This window comes from Terribacillus saccharophilus (assembly GCF_046592895.1).
Taxonomy (GTDB): Bacteria; Bacillota; Bacilli; order Bacillales; family Amphibacillaceae; genus Terribacillus; species Terribacillus saccharophilus_D.
On record NZ_JAWVPU010000005.1, the window covers coordinates 46,867 to 72,161 of the forward strand.

Annotated in this window: 25 protein-coding genes, 1 pseudogene and 1 riboswitch; of the genes and pseudogenes, 7 read left to right on the forward strand and 19 right to left on the reverse strand. The window is 45.8% G+C overall.

The features are described 5' to 3' along the window. Nucleotides 1-11 precede the first annotated feature (11 nt). Nucleotides 12-2,228, reverse strand: a complete 2,217-nt coding sequence (locus SFC66_RS14745; RefSeq protein WP_411219493.1) for a ribonucleoside-diphosphate reductase subunit alpha — start codon at nt 2,226-2,228, stop codon at nt 12-14. Between the two features lie 483 nt (nt 2,229-2,711). On the opposite strand from SFC66_RS14745, the gene SFC66_RS14750 reads away from it, so the two are divergent. Further along, entirely contained in the window at nt 2,712-3,590 is an 879-nt protein-coding gene (locus tag SFC66_RS14750) for an NAD(P)-dependent oxidoreductase (protein WP_411219494.1), read from the forward strand. Between the two features lie 26 nt (nt 3,591-3,616). On the opposite strand, the gene SFC66_RS14755 is transcribed toward SFC66_RS14750, so the two are convergent. The 4 genes from SFC66_RS14755 to SFC66_RS14770 all read right to left on the reverse strand — a co-directional run bounded on the left by SFC66_RS14755 (nt 3,617) and on the right by SFC66_RS14770 (nt 5,697). Beyond that, nucleotides 3,617-4,519 (reverse strand): AEC family transporter, encoded by a 903-nt coding sequence (locus SFC66_RS14755; protein ID WP_411219495.1) that lies wholly within the window; start codon nt 4,517-4,519, stop codon nt 3,617-3,619. Between the two features lie 19 nt (nt 4,520-4,538). Next, complete coding sequence (locus tag SFC66_RS14760) at nt 4,539-5,114, reverse strand: xanthine phosphoribosyltransferase (protein WP_411219496.1); 576 nt, start codon at nt 5,112-5,114, stop codon at nt 4,539-4,541. 1 nt (nt 5,115) lies between these two features. After that, nucleotides 5,116-5,421 (reverse strand): hypothetical protein, encoded by a 306-nt coding sequence (locus SFC66_RS14765; RefSeq protein WP_411219497.1) that lies wholly within the window; start codon nt 5,419-5,421, stop codon nt 5,116-5,118. A 78-nt stretch (nt 5,422-5,499) separates the two neighbouring features. Beyond that, nucleotides 5,500-5,697, reverse strand: a complete 198-nt coding sequence (locus SFC66_RS14770; RefSeq protein ID WP_077305238.1) for a cold shock domain-containing protein — start codon at nt 5,695-5,697, stop codon at nt 5,500-5,502. Nucleotides 5,698-6,157: 460 nt separating this feature from the next. Here SFC66_RS14770 and corA point away from each other — a divergent pair, with 460 nt between their 5' ends. Together corA and trhO are read left to right on the forward strand one after the other, a co-directional pair. Next, nucleotides 6,158-7,126 carry a magnesium/cobalt transporter CorA gene (gene corA / locus SFC66_RS14775; protein WP_411219498.1) on the forward strand — a complete coding sequence of 323 codons (969 nt, stop codon included), beginning with the start codon at nt 6,158-6,160 and terminating at the stop codon, nt 7,124-7,126. Between the two features lie 116 nt (nt 7,127-7,242). After that, a complete protein-coding gene (trhO, locus tag SFC66_RS14780; RefSeq protein ID WP_411219499.1) occupies nt 7,243-8,202 on the forward strand; it encodes an oxygen-dependent tRNA uridine(34) hydroxylase TrhO in 960 nt (319 codons plus the stop codon). 25 nt (nt 8,203-8,227) lie between these two features. Here trhO and SFC66_RS14785 read toward each other — a convergent pair whose 3' ends face one another. Continuing rightward, nucleotides 8,228-8,596: a VOC family protein gene (locus SFC66_RS14785; protein WP_411219500.1), complete on the reverse strand. Its 369-nt coding sequence runs from the start codon at nt 8,594-8,596 to the stop codon at nt 8,228-8,230. 103 nt (nt 8,597-8,699) lie between these two features. Here SFC66_RS14785 and SFC66_RS14790 point away from each other — a divergent pair, with 103 nt between their 5' ends. Beyond that, nucleotides 8,700-9,194, forward strand: coding sequence for a glutathione peroxidase (locus SFC66_RS14790; protein ID WP_411219501.1), 495 nt, complete (start codon nt 8,700-8,702; stop codon nt 9,192-9,194). 65 nt (nt 9,195-9,259) lie between these two features. Here the strand turns inward: SFC66_RS14790 and SFC66_RS14795 are convergent, their stop codons facing one another. Beyond that, the gene (locus SFC66_RS14795; RefSeq protein ID WP_411219502.1) at nt 9,260-9,463 is read right to left on the reverse strand and encodes a hypothetical protein; all 204 of its coding nucleotides are present in this window, start codon (nt 9,461-9,463) and stop codon (nt 9,260-9,262) included. 172 nt (nt 9,464-9,635) lie between these two features. Here SFC66_RS14795 and SFC66_RS14800 point away from each other — a divergent pair, with 172 nt between their 5' ends. Next, nucleotides 9,636-10,406 (forward strand): SDR family NAD(P)-dependent oxidoreductase, encoded by a 771-nt coding sequence (locus tag SFC66_RS14800; protein ID WP_411219503.1) that lies wholly within the window; start codon nt 9,636-9,638, stop codon nt 10,404-10,406. Nucleotides 10,407-10,437: 31 nt separating this feature from the next. Here SFC66_RS14800 and SFC66_RS14805 read toward each other — a convergent pair whose 3' ends face one another. The 6 genes and pseudogenes from SFC66_RS14805 to ribE form a co-directional block, all read right to left on the reverse strand. Further along, a complete protein-coding gene (locus tag SFC66_RS14805; RefSeq protein ID WP_411219504.1) occupies nt 10,438-11,064 on the reverse strand; it encodes a hypothetical protein in 627 nt (208 codons plus the stop codon). Continuing rightward, entirely contained in the window at nt 11,061-11,510 is a 450-nt protein-coding gene (locus SFC66_RS14810) for a permease prefix domain 1-containing protein (RefSeq protein WP_411219505.1), read from the reverse strand. The genes SFC66_RS14805 and SFC66_RS14810 overlap by 4 nt, the downstream gene beginning before the upstream one ends. Continuing rightward, nucleotides 11,510-11,833 carry a PadR family transcriptional regulator gene (locus tag SFC66_RS14815; protein ID WP_255374718.1) on the reverse strand — a complete coding sequence of 108 codons (324 nt, stop codon included), beginning with the start codon at nt 11,831-11,833 and terminating at the stop codon, nt 11,510-11,512. Before SFC66_RS14815 ends, SFC66_RS14810 begins: the two co-directional genes overlap by 1 nt. 277 nt (nt 11,834-12,110) lie before the next feature. Then, nucleotides 12,111-12,575: a 6,7-dimethyl-8-ribityllumazine synthase gene (gene ribH / locus SFC66_RS14820; protein WP_411219506.1), complete on the reverse strand. Its 465-nt coding sequence runs from the start codon at nt 12,573-12,575 to the stop codon at nt 12,111-12,113. Between the two features lie 99 nt (nt 12,576-12,674). Further along, nucleotides 12,675-13,265, reverse strand: a pseudogene (ribB, locus tag SFC66_RS14825) (3,4-dihydroxy-2-butanone-4-phosphate synthase); the annotation flags it as partial. A gap of 12 nt (nt 13,266-13,277) precedes the next feature. Further along, nucleotides 13,278-13,925, reverse strand: coding sequence for a riboflavin synthase (gene ribE / locus SFC66_RS14830; RefSeq protein ID WP_411219507.1), 648 nt, complete (start codon nt 13,923-13,925; stop codon nt 13,278-13,280). 321 nt (nt 13,926-14,246) lie between these two features. Then, nucleotides 14,247-14,387, reverse strand: a riboswitch (FMN riboswitch). A 155-nt stretch (nt 14,388-14,542) separates the two neighbouring features. On the opposite strand from ribE, the gene SFC66_RS14835 reads away from it, so the two are divergent. After that, nucleotides 14,543-15,163: an ArsR/SmtB family transcription factor gene (locus SFC66_RS14835; RefSeq protein WP_411219508.1), complete on the forward strand. Its 621-nt coding sequence runs from the start codon at nt 14,543-14,545 to the stop codon at nt 15,161-15,163. A 2-nt stretch (nt 15,164-15,165) separates the two neighbouring features. Continuing rightward, nucleotides 15,166-16,434, forward strand: a complete 1,269-nt coding sequence (locus SFC66_RS14840; RefSeq protein WP_411219509.1) for an MFS transporter — start codon at nt 15,166-15,168, stop codon at nt 16,432-16,434. Here SFC66_RS14840 and SFC66_RS14845 read toward each other — a convergent pair whose 3' ends face one another. The 6 genes from SFC66_RS14845 to SFC66_RS14870 form a co-directional block, all read right to left on the reverse strand. Next, nucleotides 16,435-17,007 (reverse strand): VanZ family protein, encoded by a 573-nt coding sequence (locus tag SFC66_RS14845; protein ID WP_411219510.1) that lies wholly within the window; start codon nt 17,005-17,007, stop codon nt 16,435-16,437. 143 nt (nt 17,008-17,150) lie between these two features. Continuing rightward, on the reverse strand, nt 17,151-18,101 hold the full coding sequence (gene argF, locus SFC66_RS14850) for an ornithine carbamoyltransferase (RefSeq protein ID WP_411219511.1): 951 nt from the start codon (nt 18,099-18,101) through the stop codon (nt 17,151-17,153). After that, the gene (gene carB, locus SFC66_RS14855; protein WP_411219512.1) at nt 18,101-21,301 is read right to left on the reverse strand and encodes a carbamoyl-phosphate synthase (glutamine-hydrolyzing) large subunit; all 3,201 of its coding nucleotides are present in this window, start codon (nt 21,299-21,301) and stop codon (nt 18,101-18,103) included. The genes argF and carB overlap by 1 nt, the downstream gene beginning before the upstream one ends. Next, nucleotides 21,294-22,379 (reverse strand): carbamoyl phosphate synthase small subunit, encoded by a 1,086-nt coding sequence (locus SFC66_RS14860; RefSeq protein ID WP_411219513.1) that lies wholly within the window; start codon nt 22,377-22,379, stop codon nt 21,294-21,296. Before SFC66_RS14860 ends, carB begins: the two co-directional genes overlap by 8 nt. A gap of 89 nt (nt 22,380-22,468) precedes the next feature. Beyond that, nucleotides 22,469-23,884 carry an argininosuccinate lyase gene (gene argH, locus SFC66_RS14865; protein ID WP_411219514.1) on the reverse strand — a complete coding sequence of 472 codons (1,416 nt, stop codon included), beginning with the start codon at nt 23,882-23,884 and terminating at the stop codon, nt 22,469-22,471. Then, the gene (locus SFC66_RS14870; protein WP_411219515.1) at nt 23,881-25,140 is read right to left on the reverse strand and encodes an argininosuccinate synthase; all 1,260 of its coding nucleotides are present in this window, start codon (nt 25,138-25,140) and stop codon (nt 23,881-23,883) included. Before SFC66_RS14870 ends, argH begins: the two co-directional genes overlap by 4 nt. Nucleotides 25,141-25,295: the final 155 nt, after the last annotated feature.

Below are 25,295 nucleotides of genomic sequence, written 5' to 3' on the forward strand. Positions count from 1 at the left end.
TCCCTTTTGTATTAGTTAGATGTAGAACGCAAATAGTAAGATGTTTTGATACCAGAATCCCAAACAGCAAGATGCAAATCAAGCAATTCTTTCGCTTTGATGGAATTCGGTACATACATGTTGAATGAAATCGCTTGGTCGATATGCTTTTGGCGCGCTGCGTTTTGCTTTACGCTCCACTGCTGATCGATCTCATATGCGGATTTATAGAAACGATCTGTTTCTTCATTCAAATCTGGTGCAGTGACCGGAATTTTGTAGTCTTTTTTTTCTTCAGAATAGAACTTGCTGAAAATAGGATCTGTTGTAGCCGTGCTTCCAGCAATCAACGCAGTGGAAGAGTTCGGCGCTACCGCCATCAAGTACGCGTTACGCATACCATTTTCTTTCACCTGCTCTTGCAGACCTTTCCAATCGAACTCAGATTCTCCAGATGTATAACCTTTGTTATCGAAGTAGTTGCCATTCGCCCAATCAGAACCTTCAAAAACAGGGTAAGCTCCTTTTTCCTTGGCAATTTCCATACTGGATTGAATTGTCAGGTAAGCGATCTTTTCATAAAGCTCATCTGCATACGCAACAGCTTCATCGCTTTCCCAATCGATGTGTTTCAAAGCAAGCAAGTGGTGCCATCCAAATGTTCCAAGTCCAATGGCACGATACTTCTGGTTGGTGATCTGCGCTTGCAGAACAGGAATTGTATTCAAATCGATTACGTTATCCAGCATACGAACCTGGATTGGAATCAGGCGCTCCAAAACGTCCTCTGTAACTGCCTTCGCCAAAGAGATGGAAGATAGGTTACATACGACAAAGTCACCTGGTTCTTTTGTGATGATGATCTTACCGTCTTGTGTGACTTGTTCCGTCATAAGTGTCGGACTTTGGTTTTGCATGATTTCTGTACAAAGGTTACTGGAGTAAATCATACCAGCATGCTTGTTGGCATTCTGACGGTTCACTTCATCACGATAGAACATGAACGGGCCGCCTGTTTCCAACTGGCTGCGCAGAATCCGCTTCATTACATTGATAGCCGGAATCTCTTCCTTGTGCAAGTCAGGATTCTCTACACATTCCCAGTACTTCTCGCGGAAAGAGCCGTCCCCTCTTGTTTCATCGTAGAAATCTTCCAAGGAATAGCCCATCACACGACGTACTTCATGCGGATCGAATAGATACCAGTTGCCGCGGGACTGCACTTGTTCCATGAAGATATCAGGCAGGCAGACACCTGTGAACAAATCATGAGTACGCTGGCGCTCATCCCCATTATTCAGCTTCGCATCAAGGAATGGGAAGATGTCTTTGTGCCAAATATCAAGATATGTGGCAATTGCACCTTTACGCTGACCAAGCTGATCCACACTTACCGCAGTGTTATTTAGCTGTTTCATCCAAGGAAGCACACCTGAAGAAGCACCTTCGAATCCTTTGATCGCACTGCCTCGGCTGCGGATCTTGCCTAGATAAACGCCGATACCGCCGCCGTTTTTGGAAAGGTTGGCGATATCTGTGTTGCTGTCGAAGATTCCTTGCAGGCTGTCATCGACTGTATCGATGAAGCAGCTGGAAAGCTGACCGTAGCTTTTTCCGGAGTTGGACAATGTCGGTGTCGCAACTGTCATGTAAAGATTGCTCAATGCCCAGTAGGCTTCTGTTACAAGCTCTTTGCGGGTTTCTTTAGGTTCTTTGCTCATGATTGTCATGGCAATGATCATGAATCTCTCCTGCGGAAGCTCGTACGTTCCGCCTTTATGATCAGTCGCAAGATAACGGTCAGCAAGCGTACGCAAGCCGATATATGTGAACAAACCGTCTTTTTTATAGTCAATCATGTTATGGAAATGATTGATTTCTTCTTCACTGTATGTCTCAAGAAGGAATTTGTTATAGATACCAATCTCAGTCAATTGCTTAATCAAGCTGTAGAATGAACCGTACTTGTCCTCAAAATCATATCCTCTATTTTGTGAAGCCTGGAAATAAAGCTGCTCCAAATACAGGCTGGCTGCAATGTATGTCCACTGCGTCTCTTCCTCATCCAGCTGTGCCAAACCTTCTAAAATCAACTGATTGAGCCATTCTTTATCGGATGACCAAGCTTTTTGCTCCATCAATCGCTCGCCATATTGCACCAAATGCTTGGCATCCGCTTTTGCAAAGCGTGATTCGAGCACGGATGCTACATGCTCTTTCCAATTGACTGTTTGTGTCGTATCTAACATGTTGAAACTTCCTCCTCCAAATACAGGTGTAATAGTAAGTACTTTTCTTTCCCTAAACGCACAAAGTGAGCAACTACCAGGAAGCTGTCCATCCTGAATGCACTACTAGATACAGTAGTGACATAGATCAGAATCGACAAATAAAAAGTGTCACGAAACACTGTCTATCAGGCTGATGAAGCGATTTCTTCATCCCCCCTGTCAATACCCGGCTTGCTCGCCTTCGAAACTATATATAGTATTAAATTATGTCTTAACTAACAAGATGTTGTATAAATGACTTTACCATACATCCGACCCTCTTTCAATCTCTTCTTTTTTCGCAAGCTCTATTTCACAATCTATCTTAGAATACAAACTGCCATCTTTCGAGGTTTTTCGCTGTCGAAAAATTGTTTGTGATTTTCCTCTCCAATTCCCTTCCTTACTCGACATTCCTGCTGCTTAGCGGTACGATGAAAACAAATTCAAAGGAGGGGTAATATGGGGACAATAAAAAAAGTCGGATTCATCGGTACTGGTGTCATGGGCAAAAGCATGAGTCACAATTTGATGCAAGCTGGGTTTGAACTTGCTGTCTACACAAGAACAAAAGCAAAAGCAGAAGAATTGATCGAAGCAGGAGCTGTTTGGCATGATACACCAGGAAGCCTTGCTGCAGATGTAGATGCTGTGATCACAATGGTAGGTTATCCAAGCGATGTGCAAGAAATCTACTTTGGCGAGAACGGAATCCTCCAGCACGCCGAAGCTGGTACATATGTGATCGATATGACAACATCCAAACCAGCCCTCGCGCAGGAAATTCATAACACTGCAAAGACCAAGGATATCTTCGCTTTGGATGCTCCTGTGTCAGGCGGCGACGTCGGTGCAAAAAACGGGAAACTCGCCATCATGGTCGGCGGCGATGAGGATGCCTTCCAAGCTGTACTGCCGCTCTTTGAGGCAATGGGCGAAAATATCATCCTGCAAGGGGCAGCCGGTTCCGGACAGCACACGAAACTGATCAATCAAATAACGATTGCGAGTAACATGATCGGTGTTTGTGAAGCGATATCTTATGCTGAGCATGCAGGCATGGATCCATCCAAAGTGCTGCAGTCGATCACGACTGGCGCTGCAGGTAGCTTCAGCTTGAGCAACCTCGCACCTCGCATGATCAAGGGAGATTATGATCCAGGTTTCTATGTGAAGCACTTTATCAAGGATATGAAGCTTGCCCTTGAAGCCGCACGGGAAATGGATATGATGACGCCAGGTTTGGAACTGAGCCTTTCCTTATATGAACGTCTGGCCGAAAACGGCGGCGAAGACCTCGGCACCCAGGCACTGATCAAACTGTTCACGAAGAAAGCATAAAGAAAAGGCCGGGAAACCGGCCTTTTCTATACAAGAATATATAATAAAACAGGCAAGGTGATGAGACTGAGAAGTGTGCTGACCATTGTTGTGCTCGATACATAATCAGGTTTTGCACCGAACTCCAGTGCATAAAGCGTCGTATTCGCTGCTGTCGGCATGGCCGCGACCAAAATCATGATTTGTTTCACCATCTCATCAACAGGAAGGAACAAAGTGAAAAGGTATGCAATAGCCGGCGAAATGAGCAGCTTCAGCACGAGTGCGTATGTAAGACGCTCATATTCGAAGGATTTCAAAGAGATATTGGCAAGCTGCATACCAAGGACGATCATGACAGTAGGAATTGCCGCATCCGCCACAAGATGGACAGCCTCTGTTATTGGTCCGCTAAGCGGAATGGAGAGTAATTGGAATACGATACCAAGCAATGCGCCATAGATGATCGGTATTTTCAGCACGGACAAAAAAGTGGCGCGCGGCGATAATGCAGCACCGCCCCCTTTGGCAGCAATGAACACACCGATCGTCACCATGACGAGCTGCTGCAGGACAAGCAGAATGACGGCGTAGTCAAAACCTGCCGCCCCGAACACAAACAGCACAAGTGGTGTACCGTAGTTGCCGTTATTCATGAAAGAAGCACCCAGCATCAAACTATAAGTATCCTGGCGATCATATCCCCGCAGCAAACTGATAAGATAACAAATCAATACAAGTGCTAAACAAATACCCACCACGAAGATAGCAAGATAAATATAATCCGCGCTCAGGCGGTTTTCATAAAAAGTCTGGAAAGCCAATACCGGCGACAACAGATATACCGACATTTTCGATATGCTCCGAATGTCGAATTTCAACAGTTTCTGTCCGATGAAACCTAGAAGGAAAATTCCGAAAATTGGCAGTAACGTTAATATGTAAGACACAAACTATCATCCTATCAGATTATGATTTCAAAAATTCAATCTGTCCTGCACTGATTTTTGCGATACGCGCTAAGGATACTACTTCGATACCCTTTTCTTCCAAACGCGTTCTGCCAGGCTGAAAGCTCTTCTCGATGACGATCCCGATACCAGCAACCGTTGCACCCGCTTGTTTAAGGATATTGATCAGCCCAGCTGCAGCTTCGCCGTTAGCGAGGAAATCGTCAATGATCAATACATGATCATCCGCTGATAATCGATCCTTTGAAATCGTCACATTCGAATAGACCTGCTTGGTGAATGAATAGACAGACTCGGAGTATACATCGCCTTTCATCGTCAGTGACTTCTGTTTTTTTGCATATACTACCGGAACGTTGAAAGCAAGGCCTGCCATAAGCGCTGGAGCAATACCGCCCGCTTCGATCGTCACAATCTTCGTCACTGGCTTACCTTTGAACATACGATGGAATTCCTGCCCTATCTCGTAAAGAAGAGCCGTATCCATTTCATGATTCAAAAAACTATCCACTTTTACGATGGTGTCTCCGATGATGGTACCTCTATCTTTGATTGCGTTTTCGAGCATTTCCACTTTAACGTTTCCCCTTCCTTTCTTCTGCAGCTGAACTGACAACAAAAGCAAGATCGTCATTTCCGAAGAATTGCAGTACCTCCACTACCATGTAATCCGAAATATCCGATGCTTCTTCTTTAGGAAGAACTTCTTCCAAAGCATCATGCAAAGCTTCATTTTTCCCTTGGCCCGGATAAGCTTGTTCGTACAAGGCAACCGCATCAAAGTTTTGATTCGTACACCATTGGGCGAATATTTGAATCATCATTCGTTCATCTTGTTGATACTTTTCAATGATTTTCCTCGAAAGCTCTTCTTGACTCATCCGTGCTCACCTCTCTAAAAAATGATAAAAGACGCATCCTGGAATAATCCAGAATGCGCCTCTGTCGTCGTATAATAATTACAGACGAGTTACGTTAGCAGCTTGTGGGCCGCGGTTGCCTTCAACGATTTCGAATTCAACTTCTTGACCTTCGTCAAGAGTTTTGAAGCCGTCAGCTTGGATAGCAGAGAAATGTACGAAAACGTCGTCTCCGTCTTCTCTTTCGATGAAACCAAAACCTTTGTCTGCGTTAAACCATTTTACTTTTCCAGTCATTTAAATGACCTCCTTACAATAGAAGTACAAAAGTACAGGTATTGAATCTTATACCTTTACACCACTTATTGTGAAAGAGATCGTAAAGATTATTCAACCGTACCGTTTCCTTTTGCTACTTAAGAGTACCTTTTTTTGAATAAGAATGCAAGTCAATTCCAACTTTTTCTCCAAATTTAGTTAATAATGAGCAGTATGTACTATAAAAGCGGTTACATTTAAGATATAACTCACAGAATCCGCTTACAGAGGATGTAATTTTAACTGTGGCTTTTGCCCCTTATTTTGCTCCGTGATTCGACAATTGACTGCTTTCGTTTCCAATATACCCACCAATTACATTTCTCATACCCTATCGAGGCTTGATATATTCCTGTTGACAGCCCTTGCCCACTTTTTTTATAGTGACTATAGCTTAAAAACATTGTGAAAGACTAAACGTAACGAAAGGGGTGGCAGCATGATCAAGATGTATCTTTATGATCACCAGACAGATACGATGCACACGGATATCTCTTTGAAGGACAGCAACCGTCATTTAGATGATCCCAATAACCTGCTATGGATCGACGTGTATGATGTGCAGTCCCACGAATTAAACGAATTGGCCGGTATATTCGATTTCCACCCGCTGGCAATCGAGGACTGTCTGCATGACAGCCCGCGTGCAAAAGTCGATGATTATGATGCATACAAATTTTTCGTCTTCCACGCCCTGCGTTATAACGAAGAAAGTGACAATGAAATCACGACCCTTGAACTCAATGTGTTTTTGGGACCAAATTACGTGGTGACCATCCATAAACATAAGCTTCGGTGGCTCGGTCAAATGGATGCCATTTGCTCACGTTCTTCCCGCTACATGAATCAAGGTGCGGATTTTCTTCTGTATGCACTTGCAGACGGCATAACCGATGAGTACTTCCCTATCCTGGACCGAATCGGCATCCGGATCGAGGAATTGGAAGATGAGATGTACAGTGAAGGTGTGAAAGAAGTGACCGAGGAATTCCTTGCCCTGAAACGGACAATCATTCTGATCAGGCGGGTGATCCTGCCGCAGCGGCGGATTTTCCTGAACGTGAATGGGAAATGGAAATTCGATATCCAGGAAGACAACGTCCCTTTCTACACCGATTTGATCGATCACTTGGAGCGCATCGTCGATTCCACCGAAACATTCCGTGATTTGGTGAATAGTGCATTGGATACGTACTATTCCATCATCAGTGCCAAATCGACGGAAAAGCTGAATGTCCTGACGATCATCTCGACAGTCATGCTTCCGCTCACGTTCGTGACCGGATTTTTCGGTATGAACCTTCCGATACCGTTTGGGAACAGCCCGTGGACAACAGCAGGCGTCAGTGTCCTTCTAATACTGATTACTGTCGGCATGTGGTATTACTTCAAGAAGCGGATGTTTTAATATTTCCATTTGTACTGGACAACCATTCGTGATAAAATATTTGATTGCAAGAGTATGAATAACGACATAACGCCTAATTTTGTATCTTGCAAATATAAATGACAGGTGGAAAAAACATGAGTGATTATCGTGTATTATTGTATTACAACTATGTAGATATTGAAGATCCCGAAGCTTTCGCCAAAGAACATCTGAAGCAATGCAAGGAACTTGGACTAAAAGGTCGTATCCTTGTTGCGAATGAAGGTATCAATGGTACTTGCTCCGGAACGATTGAACAAACACAAGCGTATATGGATATGATGCATGCGAAACCAGGTTTTGAAGAGATGGTCTTCAAAATCGACGAAGCGGACGAACATGCTTTCAAGAAAATGCATGTTCGCGCACGTCCTGAATTGGTGACGCTGCGTCTTGAAGACGATATAGATCCTCGCGAGATGACAGGTAATTACCTTTCACCGCAGGAATTTTACGAAGCGATGCAGGATGAGAACACAGTCGTTTTGGATGCACGGAATGATTACGAATATGACCTAGGTCATTTCCGCGGCGCCATCCGTCCTGACATCGAAACATTCCGCGACCTGCCTGATTGGGTCCGTGAAAACAAAGATATCCTGGAAGGTAAACGCGTACTGACTTACTGCACAGGCGGTATCCGCTGCGAGAAATTCTCCGGCTGGCTTGTACGTGAAGGTTTTGAAGATGTGGGCCAGCTGCATGGCGGCATTGCAACATACGGAAAAGATCCGGAAGTACAAGGGAAACTATGGGACGGTCGCATGTATGTATTCGATTCCCGTATCTCTGTACCGATCAACCAAACAGAGCACGTCATCGTTGCGAAAGATTACTTCGATGGACAGCCTTGTGAACGCTATGTTAATTGTGCGGATCCTTCCTGCAACCGCCAGATCATCTGTTCTGAAGAAAATGAGCATAAATATCTTCGCGGCTGCTCCGATAGCTGCCGCCGTTCTCCACGTAACATGTACGTTGCAGAACATGGCTTGACGGAAGAAGAAGTCGAGGCACGCTTGGCTAAATTGGAAAACGAAACAGTAGCAAACTAAAAAAGAACCCTTCGGGGTTCTTTTTTCATTGCCATTCCAAGAATTCCAATCTGTTGCCGAAAGGGTCATGTACATAAATCCGGTCTGCTCCCGGAAGATTCACATCATCGGCGAAAGAAATATTTTGATCATCAAGGTGGCGTCTAAGCGATCCGAGTCCTTCCACTTCAAAAGCAGGATGCGCTTTTCGTGCAGGTGAAAATGGTTCTTCTACACCCATATGAACCATAATTGCATTACAACTGAACCAAACACCGCCCCTGGCTTGCAAATTGGCTGGTTTATCAATTTCTTCAAAGCCAAGGATCTCTACACAGAACTCCCTTGCCTGCGCTTCGCTGCCACGCGGACAAGCAAGCTGCACATGATCAAGCTTTTTTAGGAAAAACTCCATTCTTTCCCCTCCCTTTTCTATATTCTACCATTATTGAATTGTATCGTTATCGCTTTTACCCTCTTTATGCTACATTGAAGATGCAAACAGAGGAGGAGAAAAGATGACAGTATATGATTATGCAGCCGTTACTTTGGAGGGACAAGAAGTAAATCTCAAGGACTATGCCGGCAAAGTGCTCGTCATTGTGAATACAGCAAGCAAATGTGGCTTTACACCACAACTGGAACAGCTGCAGGAATTATACAAAGAGTACCAAGACCAAGGTCTCGTCATCCTCGGCTTTCCCAGCAATCAATTCATGAACCAAGAACCTGGTAGCAGCGAAGAAATTGCCGAAGTGTGTCAACGTAATTATGGCGTCAGCTTCCCGATGTTCGAGAAGGTAAAGGTGAATGGTCCGGACGCCCACCCGCTATATAAACACCTGACTTCCCAAGCTGGGGGAGTATTCACCAAAAGCATCAAATGGAATTTCACGAAATTCCTCGTCGATAGCAAAGGAAATGTTGTCGAGCGTTTTGCTCCCAAAACAAACCCAATGGATATGAAGCCTGCGATCGAAAAACAGCTGGATATGGCTCAAACAGACAATTAATGTATCCCATCTTTCTGGATAAAAGACAAACAAAAAAAAGCCCTGCATCGACTTTGATGCAGGGTTCATTCTTCGGGATCCGAATTCGATGACTGCTTTGTCCGATGCTTATGCTTGTCATCCTGGAGATCACGCTCCACTTCATCCACAGGTATATCATCTACGAGCATATCTTGTTTATTTTCCAGCTGTTCTTCCCGGTTCTCCGTTTCCGCTTTTGCGTAGCCGTGTTTATCTTTATCACCTTTGGCGCCATTTTTTTGTACCATTTTTTCTCCTCCTTTTCCTTATGTAAGCCCTTTCCCTTTCTTCTAGACAGAAAAACATCCTCACAGCTTTGTAACAGCTCCAAGCAAAGGGTATACTAAAAGCAGATAGCGTTTCTTCTGCCCGGCATCAGGGTACATAATTATAAAGATTGTCAAAATGAGGTGAAGCACAATGAAACCAACCGCTCTAATTACAGGGGCTTCCAGCGGAATCGGTTACCATTTGGCCAAATGGTTCGCTAAAGCAGGCTATGATCTTATCATCGTAGCGCGCTCAAAGGATAAACTCCTATCGTTGCAAACAGAACTGCAAGACTCGAATGTGACTGTCATTCCTCATGATTTGTCCGTACCTAACAGCGCATATGAATTGTATCAGAAAATCCGTGATGAAGGTAAAACAGTCGAAGTGCTCGTCAACAACGCCGGCTTCGGACTTAGCGGCAAGGTGGAGGACACAAGCTTTGAGACCCAGCAAAAGCTGCTGCATCTGAATATGGTCTCATTGGCAAACCTGACTCGTCTGTTCATTGATGACATCATTCATTCCCCGTTCAAGAATGTACCGAATGGGATTTTGAATATATCCAGTATGGCAGCCTTCCTGCCTGGTCCGTATATGGCGGCATATCATGCATCAAAAGCATTCGTTCAGCGGTATTCCGAAGCACTTTCGGAGGAATTGGCGGAAAATGATGTGACCGTTACAGCACTTTGCCCTGGTCCTACGCAGACCGAATTCTTTAAACGTGCCGGCAATGATAAGATCATGTCATCGTTCCGTGATGCCCCGGAAGATGTGGCAAAACAAGGTTTCCTCGGATTCATCAAAGGCAAGCGTGTTGTATTCCCATCTGCGAACATCCACACAGCAGTAGTGCTCATGAAGTTCATGCCAAGCATCCTGCTTAGTAAAATGACAAAGAAAATGTATGCAAGATAAGCGTAAAGACACCCGCGGCGGGTGTCTTTTTCTATCTGCTCAGATGGCGGCGATAGCTGTAAAAATAAGCAGCTAAAGGCCACCATGCCACTCCAAAGATCGGGTAAATCGCCCAGATGACTGATGGAGAATAAGCTATATTCACAAACAAGAAGAAAATACTAAGTACCCCAAAACCCAATACAGCGAAGAACAGACTGGAAGTGCGGGAGCCTACGACCGAAAGCGGCCACCAGCTCATGGCAAAGATGATGAAACCGTACCAAGGATTATCGTGTCCAAAGTAAAGATACAAACCGAAATAATAGATGCAGATGGCGAAACTGATGATGAGCGCAGTACTTAAGTTCGCCATATGCTTCCGAAACATGACTAAGACAGGCCATAAAACCAAGCCACCGATTGTGTACAGATACCAAGGAGTCGATGGTGAATCCGATAGATTCTCCTCTATAAGCACCGCACCGACAATAAGTGCCGACACCCATGTTACCAATGTTAGGTGTTTTGGCAGGAGTATCTGTAAAGCAGCTATGACAGCTGCCCCTAAACTGTACGTATACCATATTTCTTGCGGCGTCGTCATCAGGTTGATATAGACGGAAAATGCACCTAAACTGACCAGCATGAACGCAACAAACAATCTCCATGGCTTCATCGCTGCATCACCTTCCGCTTTCTAGCTTTGAGCCAGACAAAAGCCATACTCACCGGCCACCAAAGGATTGCAAAAGTCGGGAAAACAAACCAAATCTCGTTTGGCGTATAATACATATTCACAAATACAAGCAACCCGATGATCAGTGCACTGCCGCAAATGGAAAAACCCAAGTTCAGCGTGCTCATATCTTCTCTTGGCTTTTTGTTCTTCGTTGCAGCTTCTTGCGGTTTATGCTGAAACAGGAATTCCTTTTTGATCTCGGCTAAATTACCGAAATCGACAATCGCCTTATTGACTGCATCTTCTTCCGTCTTTCCATCCAACATAAAGTCTGCAGCCTTCTCCTCCATCGAATCCTTTATTTCTTCCTTCAATGTCACTACTTCTTCAGTCTCCGGCAAATCAGCAAATTGTTCCTCTACATACGTATCGATCTTTTGCATCAAACACCCTCCATGAATATGTCGATTAATTGTTTCGCTTCTTTCCATTCTTTTGCTGCTTCATGCAAATAAGCCTTTCCAAGCGTCGTGATCGTATAATACTTGCGCTTGCCACCATGTGACTTCTCACCTTGATAAGACTCAATCAATTCCCGGCGCTCGAGCCGCTGGAAAACAGCATATAAAGTTGCCTCTTTGATTTGGAATGCGTCGTGCGTCCAAGCTGCTATGTCCTTCGAAATCTGGTAGCCATACTTATCCCCGTCCATCAGCAGACGAAGGATGATGGAATCCAGATGCCCCCGAATCGTATCACTCCGAATGTGGCATCCCTTCTTTCTAAAATTACTCTATCTGATAAAGTAATCATATTCTAAATTACTCTGCGTGTCAAAGTAATTTTTACAACTTTTTACCAAAAGTGAAAAAACAGGCTGTTAACCTGTTTTAGAATTGCAGCAGCCGAATCGTCACTTGATCCATTGTGTTTGCTTAAATATTCTTCTCATTGCAAAGCTTAGCGTACAACGATATACCACTTACCATCAATTCGAGCATACAAAAAAGAAGCAGGGCTTTCCCCCTGCTTCTTTTACTCGCTTATATTTGTTTTAATAAATTAGCCATTTCAATAGCAGAAACAGCTGCTTCTGCGCCTTTATTGCCTGCCTTCGTACCTGCGCGCTCGATTGCTTGCTCGATCGTATTCGTAGTCAGCACTCCGAAGATGATTGGTATTCCCGCCTTACTTGCCGCACTCGCCACGCCTTTGGCTACTTCATTGCTGACATAGTCGAAATGCGGAGTAGAGCCTTTGATAACGGTCCCTAAAGTGATGATAGCATCATATTTCCCTGCTCCGGCAAGTTTCTCAGCAACAAGAGGTATTTCGAATGCGCCAGGCACCCACGCCACATCAACCTCCGCTTCCTTCACACCATGACGCTTCAATGTATCAACAGCACCACTCAATAGCTTGCTTGTAATGAACTCATTGAATCTTCCAACTACAATCCCAATTTTCAAATCTGATCCTACTATATTTCCTTCGATTACATTCACCATATGAATACTCCTTTTTATATGGACAATGGCCTATTTCCAAACAAAGACATGTCCTATTAATTAATTTTGTTGTTTGACTGCATTATTTGTCTGTATTTCCCGATACTCAATCAAATCTGCTATCGTGATGATAGGAAGCTTATGCACTTCAGCCAATTCAACAAGCTCCGGCATACGTGCCATAGTGCCATCATCTTTCATAATCTCGCAAATATACCCGGCCTCTTCCACACCGGCCAATCTGGCTAAATCAACTGCTGCTTCCGTGTGTCCAGGTCGTTCCAGCACGCCATTTCGCTTGGCAATCAGTGGGAAAATATGTCCTGGTCGCTGAAAATCAGTTGCTACACTAGCAGCATCGGCTAGCTTGCTGATCGTATGGGCGCGCTCGAAGGCACTGATGCCAGTAGTGGAGTCAATGTGGTCGACACTGACAGTAAAGGCCGTTCCGTGCGGGTCGGTATTTGTCTCTACCATCGGGGGCAAAGCCAATCGTTCGGCAATTTCCCGGGAAATAGGAGCACAAATCAGACCTTTTCCGACAGAAGCCATGAAATTGACTGTTTCTGGAGTTGCGAAAGCCGCTAAAGCAAGTAAATCCCCTTCATTTTCTCTATCTTCATCATCCGTGACAATGATAGGTTTGCCGCTTTTCAAGTACTCTAGTGCTGCAGCTATTGTCGCTTTCATTCCGTTTCCCTCCTAATCCAAAAATCCATGCTGTGCCAATGTTTCCGTAGTGATACCAGCAGGCTCTGGGTTTTTTCGATAGTCCAGCAGCCTTTCCATGTATTTAGCTAGCTGATCAAATTCAAGATTCACTGGATCGCCAGCTTTTTTGTCCCCTAAAATCGTTGCTTTCCTTGTTTCAGGTATAAGTGAAATGGTAAACAGGTCATCTTCCACTTCAAACACAGTCAGTGATACACCATCAACAGCAATCGATCCTTTTTTCATCAAATACTGCAGACCTTCTGTAACACCAATGTCAATATAACGCGCATTATACTCATCCCGGATCGATAGAATAGTGCCTGATGTATCCACATGACCGCTGACGAAATGACCGCCAAGCCGACCGCTTGGTTGTAGTGCCGGTTCCAGATTCACAGCTTCTGAACTGCGCAAAGCAGATAGGGAACTGTAACGGAATGTCTCCGGCATCACGTCGACTTGGAATGCATGCGGCGTGAAGCTGGTGACTGTAAGACAAACGCCATTAACGGAAATACTGTCTCCGACATGCATATCTTTTGTCAGTTTCTCACTGGCAATCGTGAGCTGCATCGCGGTTTCCTGTCGATTGATAGCAATCATGCTGCCTACTTCCTGAATGATTCCAGTAAACACTTTGTTCCTCCTTTTCTTCCAGACTGCTTCAGCTGGAGTGGAAGTGATATCATGCCTTACGAATGGGAATATTACCGTCTCGGGGCAATGCGACGGTTAAACGGGGAAATTAAATTGTTTTCACCATACTAAATTTCTTAAGTATGACCAAATAAGAGATCCAGGTATGGCTATAGCCGGCTGCCTGTCCCTTTTACTCACTATCCTTCACATAAAAAGCCCCAGAATATTGGATTCTGGGGCTTTGGCTTTAAAAAGTATAGCGAAACAAGCTATTGTCATCAAACGTAATAGCTAATGCTGGCGTGTGGATAGCACGCCGTTTTCTCTTTCCCATCCAGACTATACTGTCGGCTTTGGAATCTCACCAAATCCACCGTTTTAAAAACGGGTCACGGACTGAAGACAGCTGTGCTGCCTATCACCGCCGGTCGGGAATTTCACCCTGCCCCAAGAGAAAACCTATTCGATTGCTTTTACTTTAACATATTCTTTTGCTTGTTGTACAGCAGGAAAAAAGACTGAAAATTCAATTGACAATATGTGGAACAACCGTTAAACTGAAGCCGTAAAATAAAGCTGACCGTTTAAAAATAGTTTACAGAGAGGAGAATTTGATGAAACAGGCAATGGAATTAACGACCTTTGAGCAGCTCAAAGCAATAAGCGATCCACTCCGAGCCGAGATGATCATGAAACTGGTCGAAACATCTTATACCGGCCAGCAGCTGGCTGTCCTGCTGGAAATAAGCAGGCCAAAAATCCATTATCATTTGAAAGAGTTGGAGAAAAACGGACTGATCGAAGTGATTCGTACCGAAGAAAAGAATGGCATCGTACAGAAATTTTATCGTGCAAAAGCAAGGGGATTCTTCCCTTCCGAGAACTTGCTTCCTTATGCCGAAGAACTCAGTGAATCGACAAGACAGCTATTCGTACAAATGGCCAATAAGACAAAATCAGTCATACTAACTGCGCCAGAATCATCCTTCTCCAAAGCAGCCGGTTCCACTGATCCAAAAGATTGGGATGCGATTGGCAGCATGTGGGAAATCAGTGCAACAGAAGCCGATTTCAAGGAGTTCATCCAAGGCCTCTATAGCTTGATGCAGAAACTGCATGATAAAAGTGAGCAAGCGGAGAATGACCTTGACCGAAAACTATATCACTTTTCTGCATTTGGTTTTGAAATCGATACACCCTCATTTGATCAAATTGAGCTGGAAGAGGAGGAATAAAGATGTTTTCCGTTTTGAAACAGCGAAATTATGGTTTGCTTTTCTCGGGACGCATCGTCACCAATATCGGCGACAGCATTTATTTCATTGCCGCTATGTGGCTCGTTTATGACCTGAGCGGCAGCGCATTTTATTCGGGTCTTGCTGGATTCCTGACCCAAATTCCGAGTATCTTTCAGTTCCTGATTGGTCCGCTGATCGACCGCTGGCCGATACGGCGCACCCTTTTATGGACCCAAGCACTCCAAGCCTTGCTCATCCTGTTGATTCCGCTTGCAGCTTGGCAGGACTTTCTATCTGTTACCCTTGTTCTCATACTGATGCCGATATTGGCTTGTATTGATGCATTCGCTTATCCCACAGAAACAAAAGCGCTGCCCCTTGTTCTTAAAAAAGAAGAACTGCCTGCCGGAAATGCATTATTCTCTTTTGCTTATCAAGGTGTCGATTTGATCTTTAATGCCATTGCTGGCCTGTTGATCGCCTTTTTCGGAGCAACTCTGTTATTCATCATCGATTCTTTCACCTTCTGTATTGCTTTCTTATTGTTCAGCTTCCTGAAAATACCACACCAAAAAGCGCAAACAGTCGAAACCGATAACGCGCGTTCTGTCCTGAAAAATTATGTAAATGAGTTGAAAGAAGGCTTATCCATCCTATTCTCTACCATCATGGCCGCGACACTGATGGGGGCGGTCCTGTGTAATTTCGCCATTGGCGCAGCAATGGCTGTCATGCCGGCTTTTGCCGACCAGCGGCAAGGAGCTGCTGTTTATGGCCTGTATTTGGCAGCAATGTCATGCGGAGCGTTAATGGGGGCACTATTGGCCACTTCCTTCAGTAAACTTCCTATCGGGAAAGCAACGATTCTTACCATGCTGTTGGCCTCTGCCAGTTGGGCAGCTGCTGCCTTCGTTCCATGGACGTGGCTCAGTATCGTGTTATTTGGCCTGGCATGGGTGCCCATCGGCTGTATCAATGTCACTTTTGCTACATTGGTGCAAACCTTACTTCCCGTCTCATTAATGGGGAGGGTCTCGAGCGCAAGTGCCAGCTTCAGCACCATCGCCATGCCCATTGGTTCTTTGGCAGGAGGCTATGCAGCCACGCTTATACCTGTGAATTGGGTGTTTTTTGCCGCAGGTACCGGTGTTGCCCTGCTTTCCTTCACCTGGCTGTTGCACCCGAAATTGCGATCATTGGGACCGCTTGCTTCCCTTTCGCCCGAACTGCTCGGATTCAAGGATTATTCCCAGCAGGAAACAAGCTGATCACAGCTTGTTTCTTTTCAGCAAAGGTCGCAAGGCAATCCAGTAAAATGCGTAGCCAAGCATTGCCCCCAGCACATTCAGGATAATATCATCAACATCGACAGAGCGATAATTATAGCCGACAAAGGCATTGAGCAGACCTTGGGTCGATTCGATTGCTGTACTGAATAATAAACCGCAAAGAAAGACAACAAAAAACGATCTGGTCCGGCGTATGAGCAAAGGCAAATAAAAACCAAGCGGCACAAATAAGAGGATATTTCCTCCTAGATTTTTCAGGGCCAGTCCGTATCCAAATCCATCGATTTGTGTTGTATGCCAAATCTGCTTGATGGAAGTGAGCGGCGATGTGTTCCAGCGGTAGCTTGTTTCCAGCTGCTGGTTTTCCTCGATCAAATTCTGATCCACAGGTAACGGGAAGAATGTAAGGCATATGACAGCAATCACGTAAATAGCGAAAGATGCCATCAATAAATGTTGCTTTTTGGTAATACCGACCGTCTGATGAAACGGAATAATCGACAATAAATAGACAAACGCCAAGAAGATAGCTGGCGCTACGTAAGTTAACATAGTAATTAGTCTCTCCTGTATCCTAGAAGTCCCTTACGTAGAGTAAGTGGACATATACCTTTTAGTCTACATGATTTTTCCTATATTGTGAACGCATAGATGCAGAAAAGGAACCGCTTATGGCGATTCCTTTTCTTTTCCTTTTATTTTCCCATGACGGCAAGCATAAGTGCTTTTTGGGCATGCAGCCTGTTTTCGGCTTCCTGGAATACGGCAGATTGCGGGCCATCTATGACAGCGGCTGCCACTTCCTCGCCTCGGTGGGCGGGCAGGCAATGCAGGAAGATGGCATCCGATGCCGCAGATTCCATCAGCCTTTCATTCACTTGGAATCCTTGGAAAGCTGTAAGTCTAGCCGCGGTCTCCTCTTCTTGCCCCATACTCGTCCAGACATCTGTATACAGTACATCCGCTCCTGCTGCGGCTTCTTCCGGACTTTCGGTGATAAGCAGAAATTCTGGATCATTATTTATTTCTTTCGCTTTCTCCACAATAGCTGACAGCGGCTGATAGCCAGCAGGTGCTGCAATGCGGATTTTCATTCCCGTTTTCGCTGCAGCAATCATCAAGCTGTTGGACACATTATTCGCATCTCCGATATACGCGAGCTTCACGCCTTCCAGCGTTCCTTTATATTCGATGATTGTCTGCAGATCTGCCAATGCCTGGCATGGATGGAACAAGTCAGTCAACCCATTGATCACCGGAATGCTGGCATGTGCTGTCAGCTCCTCGACCATTGTATGGGAATTGGCGCGAATCATGATGGCATCCAAATAGCCGGACAGAACCTTCGCTGTATCAGCTACCGGTTCCCCACGACCCAACTGGAGGTCATTTGCATTTAAATATAGTCCCATACCGCCAAGCTGGTAGATGCCGGTTTCAAAAGAAACACGTGTCCGCGTGGAAGATTTCTCAAAAATCATCCCTAATGTTTTTCCAGCCAGCGGCTGCACCAGTTCTCCCTTATGATGCTGCCTTTTAAGTTCAGCAGCCAAATCCAATACATATAGAATTTCTTCCTTTGTCAGATCCTGCAATGATAAAAGACTCTTACCTGCAAGAGTTTGTACTTGCGATAGCTGCTTCATTACACATGCTCCTTTCTTGCTTGTTTCAAATAATCCGAGATAGACAAGCTGTCTGCCAGCTGCTCCCTACCTGCCAGCATGTAGCTTTGCATGGTTGGCACACTGGTCATGCACGGCGTCTCTGTTTTCCAAGCTGACTCCCGGATACCCTGACGGCCTTTTTTCGTACTGCACACAGCTGTTACCTTTTGATCCTCAACCAAATCGATTGCTTCTTCATAAGAAACAACTTGATATGCCCCTGCATTTGGCAGAAGTGCTGCTGTTTCCTCGGTCAAGACAGCACGAGTTTGCAGCTGCTCAAGCAACGCTTTTATCTGGATCAAATCGGATGCTTCGATATCCATGAGAATTTTTGCATCATCCGTTAAAGATCTAAGCGTCTTTTCCTTCCAGCCAAATGCCTTATTCAAAGCTTCAGGCAATGTATGCCCCAAGCCGATTGCTTCACCTGTCGATTGCATATCGGGTCCTAGCAGCGGATCGACGCCAGCTAATTTCGTCGTTGAGAAAACCGGCAGTTTCACAGCATAGTAAGGAATATCCTGCTGCAGACCGAGCGGGTGACCTAGCGTGTGCAGCGCTTCGCCCATTTGGACTCTGGTCGCCAAATCCACCAAAGGAATGCCCGTCACCTTACTGGAAATAGGGACCGTACGGGATGCACGAGGATTGACCTCTAAAACATACAGAATATTTCTATCTTCACTGAAGACGAATTGGATGTTCATGATGCCTTTCAACTGGAGCGCATCCGATATTTTGCTTGCATAAGAAACGATTGTGTCCTTCTCTGCCTGGGTCAAACCGGGAGCAGGAAAAATTGCTGTACTGTCACCGCTATGGATGCCAGCGGGTTCGATATGCTCATAGATACCAGGGATGAGGATGTCAGCACCATCACCGACCACATCGACTTCCACTTCCAAGCCTGGGACATATTTATCCAAAAGCAGCGGGAAAAGCCGGTCAGTATGGATTTGCTGATGCAACCCTTCCAAGTAGGACGCCAGTTTGTCTTCCGAATGCAGGATGACCATACCTTGCCCGCCAATCACATAAGAAGGACGAATCAAAATCGGGTACCCAATCCGGCGAGCTTCCTCTTTCAAAGAAGCAGTATCCATCACCGTCGTGCCTGGAATATGCGGGATGTTCAACTCATGCAGCAAGTCATAAAAAGCTTCCCTATTCTCTACGCGATCTATCGAAGCTGTGCTGGTTCCGGCAATGGTGACGCCTGCTTCTTCCAAGTCGGCAGCTAAATTGATTGCCGTCTGCCCCCCGAATTGGACGAGTACTTCATCCGCCTGCTCCTTTTCGATGATATGAAGCACATCTTCTTTTGTGAGCGGTTCAAAGTATAAATGATCTGCAGTGTTGAAATCGGTGCTGACGGTTTCTGGATTATTATTGATGACAATAGATTGGATTCCTTGCTCACGCAAAGACAAAGCAGATTGAACGGAGCAAAAGTCAAATTCCACTCCTTGCCCGATCCTGATTGGTCCCGAACCGAGTACGACTACTTTTTTGTCTGACGCTGGCAATGGCTGTACTTCGTCTTCTTCCTGCCAGCTGGAATAGAAATATGGCGTTTGGGCAGAAAATTCCGCCGCACATGTATCAACCATTTTATAAGACGGTTTTGCTCCAAGTTCTTTGATGATTCCTTCGACTGCAGCTAGTGGCTGATGGAATATCCGGGCCAAGGCGACATTGCTGAACCCTAGTGTCTTGGCCTTTCGCAGGAGTGCTTCGTCCGGCTGCCAGCCACCATCTTCCAATGCTTGCTCCATGTCGATGATCCGCTTCATTTCATGCAGGAAGAATGTCGTGATTTCTGTCCACTCATGGAGTGTTTCAATACTGATCCCGCGGCGCAATGCTTCCGCAAGCAAAAATAGCCTGCGGTCATCTGCGGCTATGAGACCTTGTTCCAGCTCCGCATCAGTCAGTGCCTCAGCTGCAGGTAAACGGAATTCCTCCAAACCGATTTCCAAGGAACGGATTGCCTTATGCAAGCCGGCAGGCAAATTCCGGGAAAGTGCCATCACTTCGCCAGTCGCCTTCATTTGCGTGCCGAGCAAGCGATCAGCTTGCGTGAACTTATCGAATGGCCAGCGCGGAATCTTCACCGCAACATAGTCGATGGCCGGCTCGAAGCTTGCAAATGTATCTCCTGTGATCGGGTTTGGCACCTCATGCAGGTGATAGCCAAGTGCGAGCTTTGCAGCAATCCGGGCAATCGGATAGCCTGTCGCTTTGGACGCGAGCGCACTGGAACGGCTCACTCGGGGGTTCACTTCGATGATCACATACTCATCGCTATGCGGATTCAGCGCAAACTGGATATTACAGCCCCCGACAACACCAAGTTCACGGATGACCTTACAAGACACCGTCCGCAGCATTTGGTATTGTCTGTCTGTCAATGTTTGGGATGGAGCGACAACGATACTGTCTCCTGTATGTATGCCGACGGGGTCGATGTTTTCCATATTACAAACGATGATGCATGTGTCATTGGCATCGCGCATCACTTCATACTCGATTTCCTTCCAGCCTTTTACGCTTTGCTCAATCAGCACTTGATTGATCGGACTTGCCTGGATTCCGCTTTTCACATAACGAAGCAATTCCGGTAGATCATTGGCGATTCCTCCACCCGCTCCGCCAAGTGTATATGCCGGACGGATGATGATCGGAAAGCCTGTATTTTCGGCAAAGACTTTCGCTTCTTCGATGGAAGTGACCGGAAGACTTTCCGGTACAGGCTCCTGGATATCCTGCATCATCTGCTTGAACAGCTCCCGATCCTCCCCGCGCTGTATCGCATCGAGCGGTGTGCCCAAAAGGGTGACATCGTATTTGTCCAATACACCTGCTTGATCCAAACTTACAGCAAGGTTAAGGCCGGTCTGCCCGCCCAAAGTAGGCAGGAGGCCATCCGGTCTTTCTTTTTTGATGATGTTCGTCAGCGATTCAATGGTGAGCGGCTCCAAATATACCTGATCGGCGAATGCTTGATCGGTCATGATGGTGGCAGGATTATTATTGACGAGGATGACTTTCACGCCTTCCTCCTTCAAAGCCAGGCAAGCTTGCGTGCCTGCATAATCGAATTCTGCTGCCTGCCCGATGACAATCGGACCTGAACCGATGACAAGGACTTTCTTGATGTGGTCTTGTTTAGGCATATGTTGTCACTCCTCTGTTGCGTACCGAATTCAGGAATTGTTCGAATACATCATACGTATCACTCGGTCCAGGATGCGCTTCCGGATGGAATTGGACACTCATGATCGGTTTGGAGCAATGCTGCAGCCCTTCCACCGAACCATCATTCACATTGCTGTAAAGGATATTCCAAAGTGAATCGGAAATAGACTTTTCATCGACGACATAGCCATGATTCTGGGAAGTGATCGAAACTTTCCCGCTTGGCAGATGCTGCACCGGATGATTGCTTCCGCGGTGTCCATAAGGTAGCCGCATCGTATTCCCGCCGAATGCAAGCGCCAGCAGCTGGTGTCCAAGACAGATCCCTAAAGTCGGGTAGAACTCTGCAATACGTTTGATTTCTCCCGCTAAATATTCAAGCGATTTCGGATCGCCCGGTCCATTGGAAAGCAAAACACCATCCACTTTTGCTTCCTTCAAATCCTCCAAAGTCGCATCAAAAGGAAACACGGTCACATCACAGCCACTTCCGAGAAGCATATCCCGGATCGAATGTTTATAGCCGTAGTCCATGATGGCTACATGTGCTGCTGATGTACCTTCTGTTTGGTGAAACTGCGCTTTTTCCACTGACACTTTTTCGACGATTTTATCGGATACCTTGGATTTCTCGGGAATGGAACCAGGCGTTTTGGTCAGTTTCCCATAAACATCACCGTGCCGACGGATGATTTTAGTAAGCTTTCGTGTATCCACTTGCGCTAAGATAGGGAAATCATATTCATTCGCAATCTCCTGCAACGTCTGCGTTGCTTGATAGTGCGCAGGCGTTTCACATGGTGTCGAGACTATCAGGCCATGGATAGCTGGACGATGACTTTCCTTGTCCTGCGCATTGAAACCATAGTTCCCGATCAATGGATATGTCATGGTGACGATCTGGCCTGCGTAGGATGGATCTGTCATCACTTCCTGATAGCCAGTCATCGCTGTGTTGAAAACCATTTCACCATCGGATTCCGTAGTCGTTCCGAGCCAGACACCTTCCAAAATATCACCTGTGCTGAGCATCAAATAGCCTTTTGTCTCTTCCATTCATGCTGCTCCTTTCCGTACCGGAGATTATCTTTATTCCTTTCATTTCATAAATATACATAATTGAATAAAGAAAGGTGAGCAGCTGCTCACCCTTCCAGTTTGGCAGCCTGCTCTTCTGTCCAGTTTCTATTCGTTTCCAGCAAGGCTTCTATATCAGCCACTTGTTCCTCGACTCTTTTCTTAGCCGTACCACCGGGAATATCCCTGGCCGCTACGACCGTCTCCGGCGCAAGCGCATCGTAAATATCTTCCTCAATCAAATCGGAAAACTGCTGCAGCTCCTCGACTTCAAGATCCAGCAAATATTTCCCTTGTTCGATACTGTATAATACCGTCTGCCCGACAACAGCATGCGATTCGCGGAATGGCATGCCTTTTGCCACCAGATAATCCGCTAGATCCGTCGCATTCGAAAAATCGTTACGCACTGCTTTGTACATATTATCCTGCTTCACAGACATCGTCTCGATCATCGGTGCAAACAGTCCGAGCGCACCCTTCAATGTCTCCACAGTATCGAACATGCCTTCTTTGTCTTCTTGCATATCTTTATTGTAAGCAAGAGGCAGTCCTTTCAAGGTTGTCAGCATTCCCATCAAGTGACCGAATACTCGCCCCGACTTGCCGCGGACGAGCTCTGCTACATCAGGGTTTTTCTTCTGTGGCATCATGCTGCTGCCGGTCGAAAATGCATCATCCAATTCGATGAAATTGAATTCCGCGCTGGACCATTGCACCAATTCCTCCGATAGCCGCGATAGGTGCATGCTGATCAGACTCGCTGCCGACAGGAATTCCACCACGAAATCACGGTCGCTCACACTGTCCAGGCTATTTTCGGTGATGCTATCAAACTGCAGCTGCTCTGCTACAAAATGCCGATCTATCGGGAATGTCGTCCCGGCTAGAGCACCTGCTCCCAGCGGCATCTTGTTCACGCGCTTCCAGCTATCCTGCAGCCGCTCGACATCCCGCTGCAGCATATAAGCATATGCCATCAGATGATGACCGAATAGTACCGGCTGTGCACGCTGTAAATGCGTATAACCGGGAAGGATCGTATCCAAATGCCGTTTCGCTTGTTCTGTCAATGCTGTCTGTACAGCACCAAGCAGCCCGATGATTTCCACGATCGCTTCCCGTAAATACAGACGCATATCCAGTGCCACCTGGTCATTACGGCTTCTACCGGTATGCAGCTTACCGCCTACCGGCCCGATCTGCTCGATCAATAACCGCTCCACATTCATATGGATATCTTCATCTTCTTGCGTAAGTGTTGCTTCGCCTGCCTGGATTTTGTTCAGTACATGCTTCAATCCATCCGCAATCGTTTCCGCTTCATCTTGTTCGATGATGCCGCATTTGCCCAGCATCGCAACATGCGCCAGACTGCCTTGGATATCGTATTTAGCCAGTTTTTGATCAAAGCCGATGGAGGAAGTGTAGGCGTCTACTAATTCATTTGTCGGCTTCGTGAATCTTCCTCCCCATAGCTTCATTGTTTCACAGCTTCTTTTTTATCGATTTTGAGTAGGGAAGATGCTTCCGTTTGTACTATCTGCTTACGTGCGACCTCTGCTTGCACCTTCGTCGGCAGACCCCAAAGCTGGATGAAGCCGAGCGCTGCGTCATGGTCGAATTTATCTTCTGGTTTGTATGTTGCCAAATCAAAGCTGTATAGCGATTCCGCAGATTCACGGCCGACTACAAGTGCATGTCCTTTGTACAGCTTCACCTTCACATTACCGGAAACTGTCTGCTGTGTTTCTTCGATGAATGCCTGCAATGCTTTTGTCAGCGGAGAATACCACAAGCCATCATAAATCGTCTGTGCCAGCTTCTGCTCGACGATTGGTTTGAATTGGGAGATTTCACGTGTCATCGTCAAAGCTTCCAATTCCTGATGTGCAGCAATAAGTGTCACAGCTGCCGGACATTCATAGATTTCACGAGACTTGATACCTACCAATCTATTTTCGACATGGTCGATACGTCCGACACCATGCTTGCCTGCTACTTCATTCAGTTTAAGGATAAGTTCATCCAAAGGATAAGCCTCTCCATCTATCGCGACTGGCTTCCCTTTTTCAAAAGAAATCGTTACGATTTGTGCTTCATTTGGTGCATCTTCCGGGTCGACAGTCAAACCGAAAGCGTCACTCGGCGGCTGCTCCCATGGATCTTCCAAGATACCGCACTCATTGGAACGTCCCCATAGATTTTGATCGACACTGTACGGGCTCTCTTTTCCAACAGGAACCGGGATACCATGCTGTTCTGCATATTCAATTTCTTCATCACGGCTCATTGCCCATTCACGGACAGGGGCAACGATTTTCAAGTCAGGGTTCAGCGCTGTGAAACTAACATCAAAACGCACTTGGTCATTTCCTTTACCAGTACAGCCATGCGCTACTGCAACAGCTCCCTCTTCTTTCGCTATATCGACCAGCACCTTTGCGATCAACGGACGGCTTAATGCAGAAACCAACGGATATTTTCCTTCATAAAGCAAGTTCGCTTTCAAAGCCGGAAGTACATATTCCTCTGCATATGCAGCTTTGGCGTCCACTGTATAAGATTTAATCGCTCCTACTTGTAATGCTTTCTCCTGGACGAAATCCAGGTCCTTGCCTTCGCCTACATCCAAGCCAACTGCAATAACATCATAATTATATTTATCCTGCAGCCATTTGATTGCTACAGAAGTATCTAAACCACCAGAGTATGCGAGTACGATTTTATCTTTTGCCATTATGAATCTCCCTCTCCATGCTGAATGCTCGATTTATTCATGTGAATTATTATGCATTATAACTAATATAAATTCAAGCATTTTTTATTAAATTAACGACTTGGTATCCTATTAATCTTTCGATAAGAAGGTGCCTGCCTACTTGCAGGCATAAA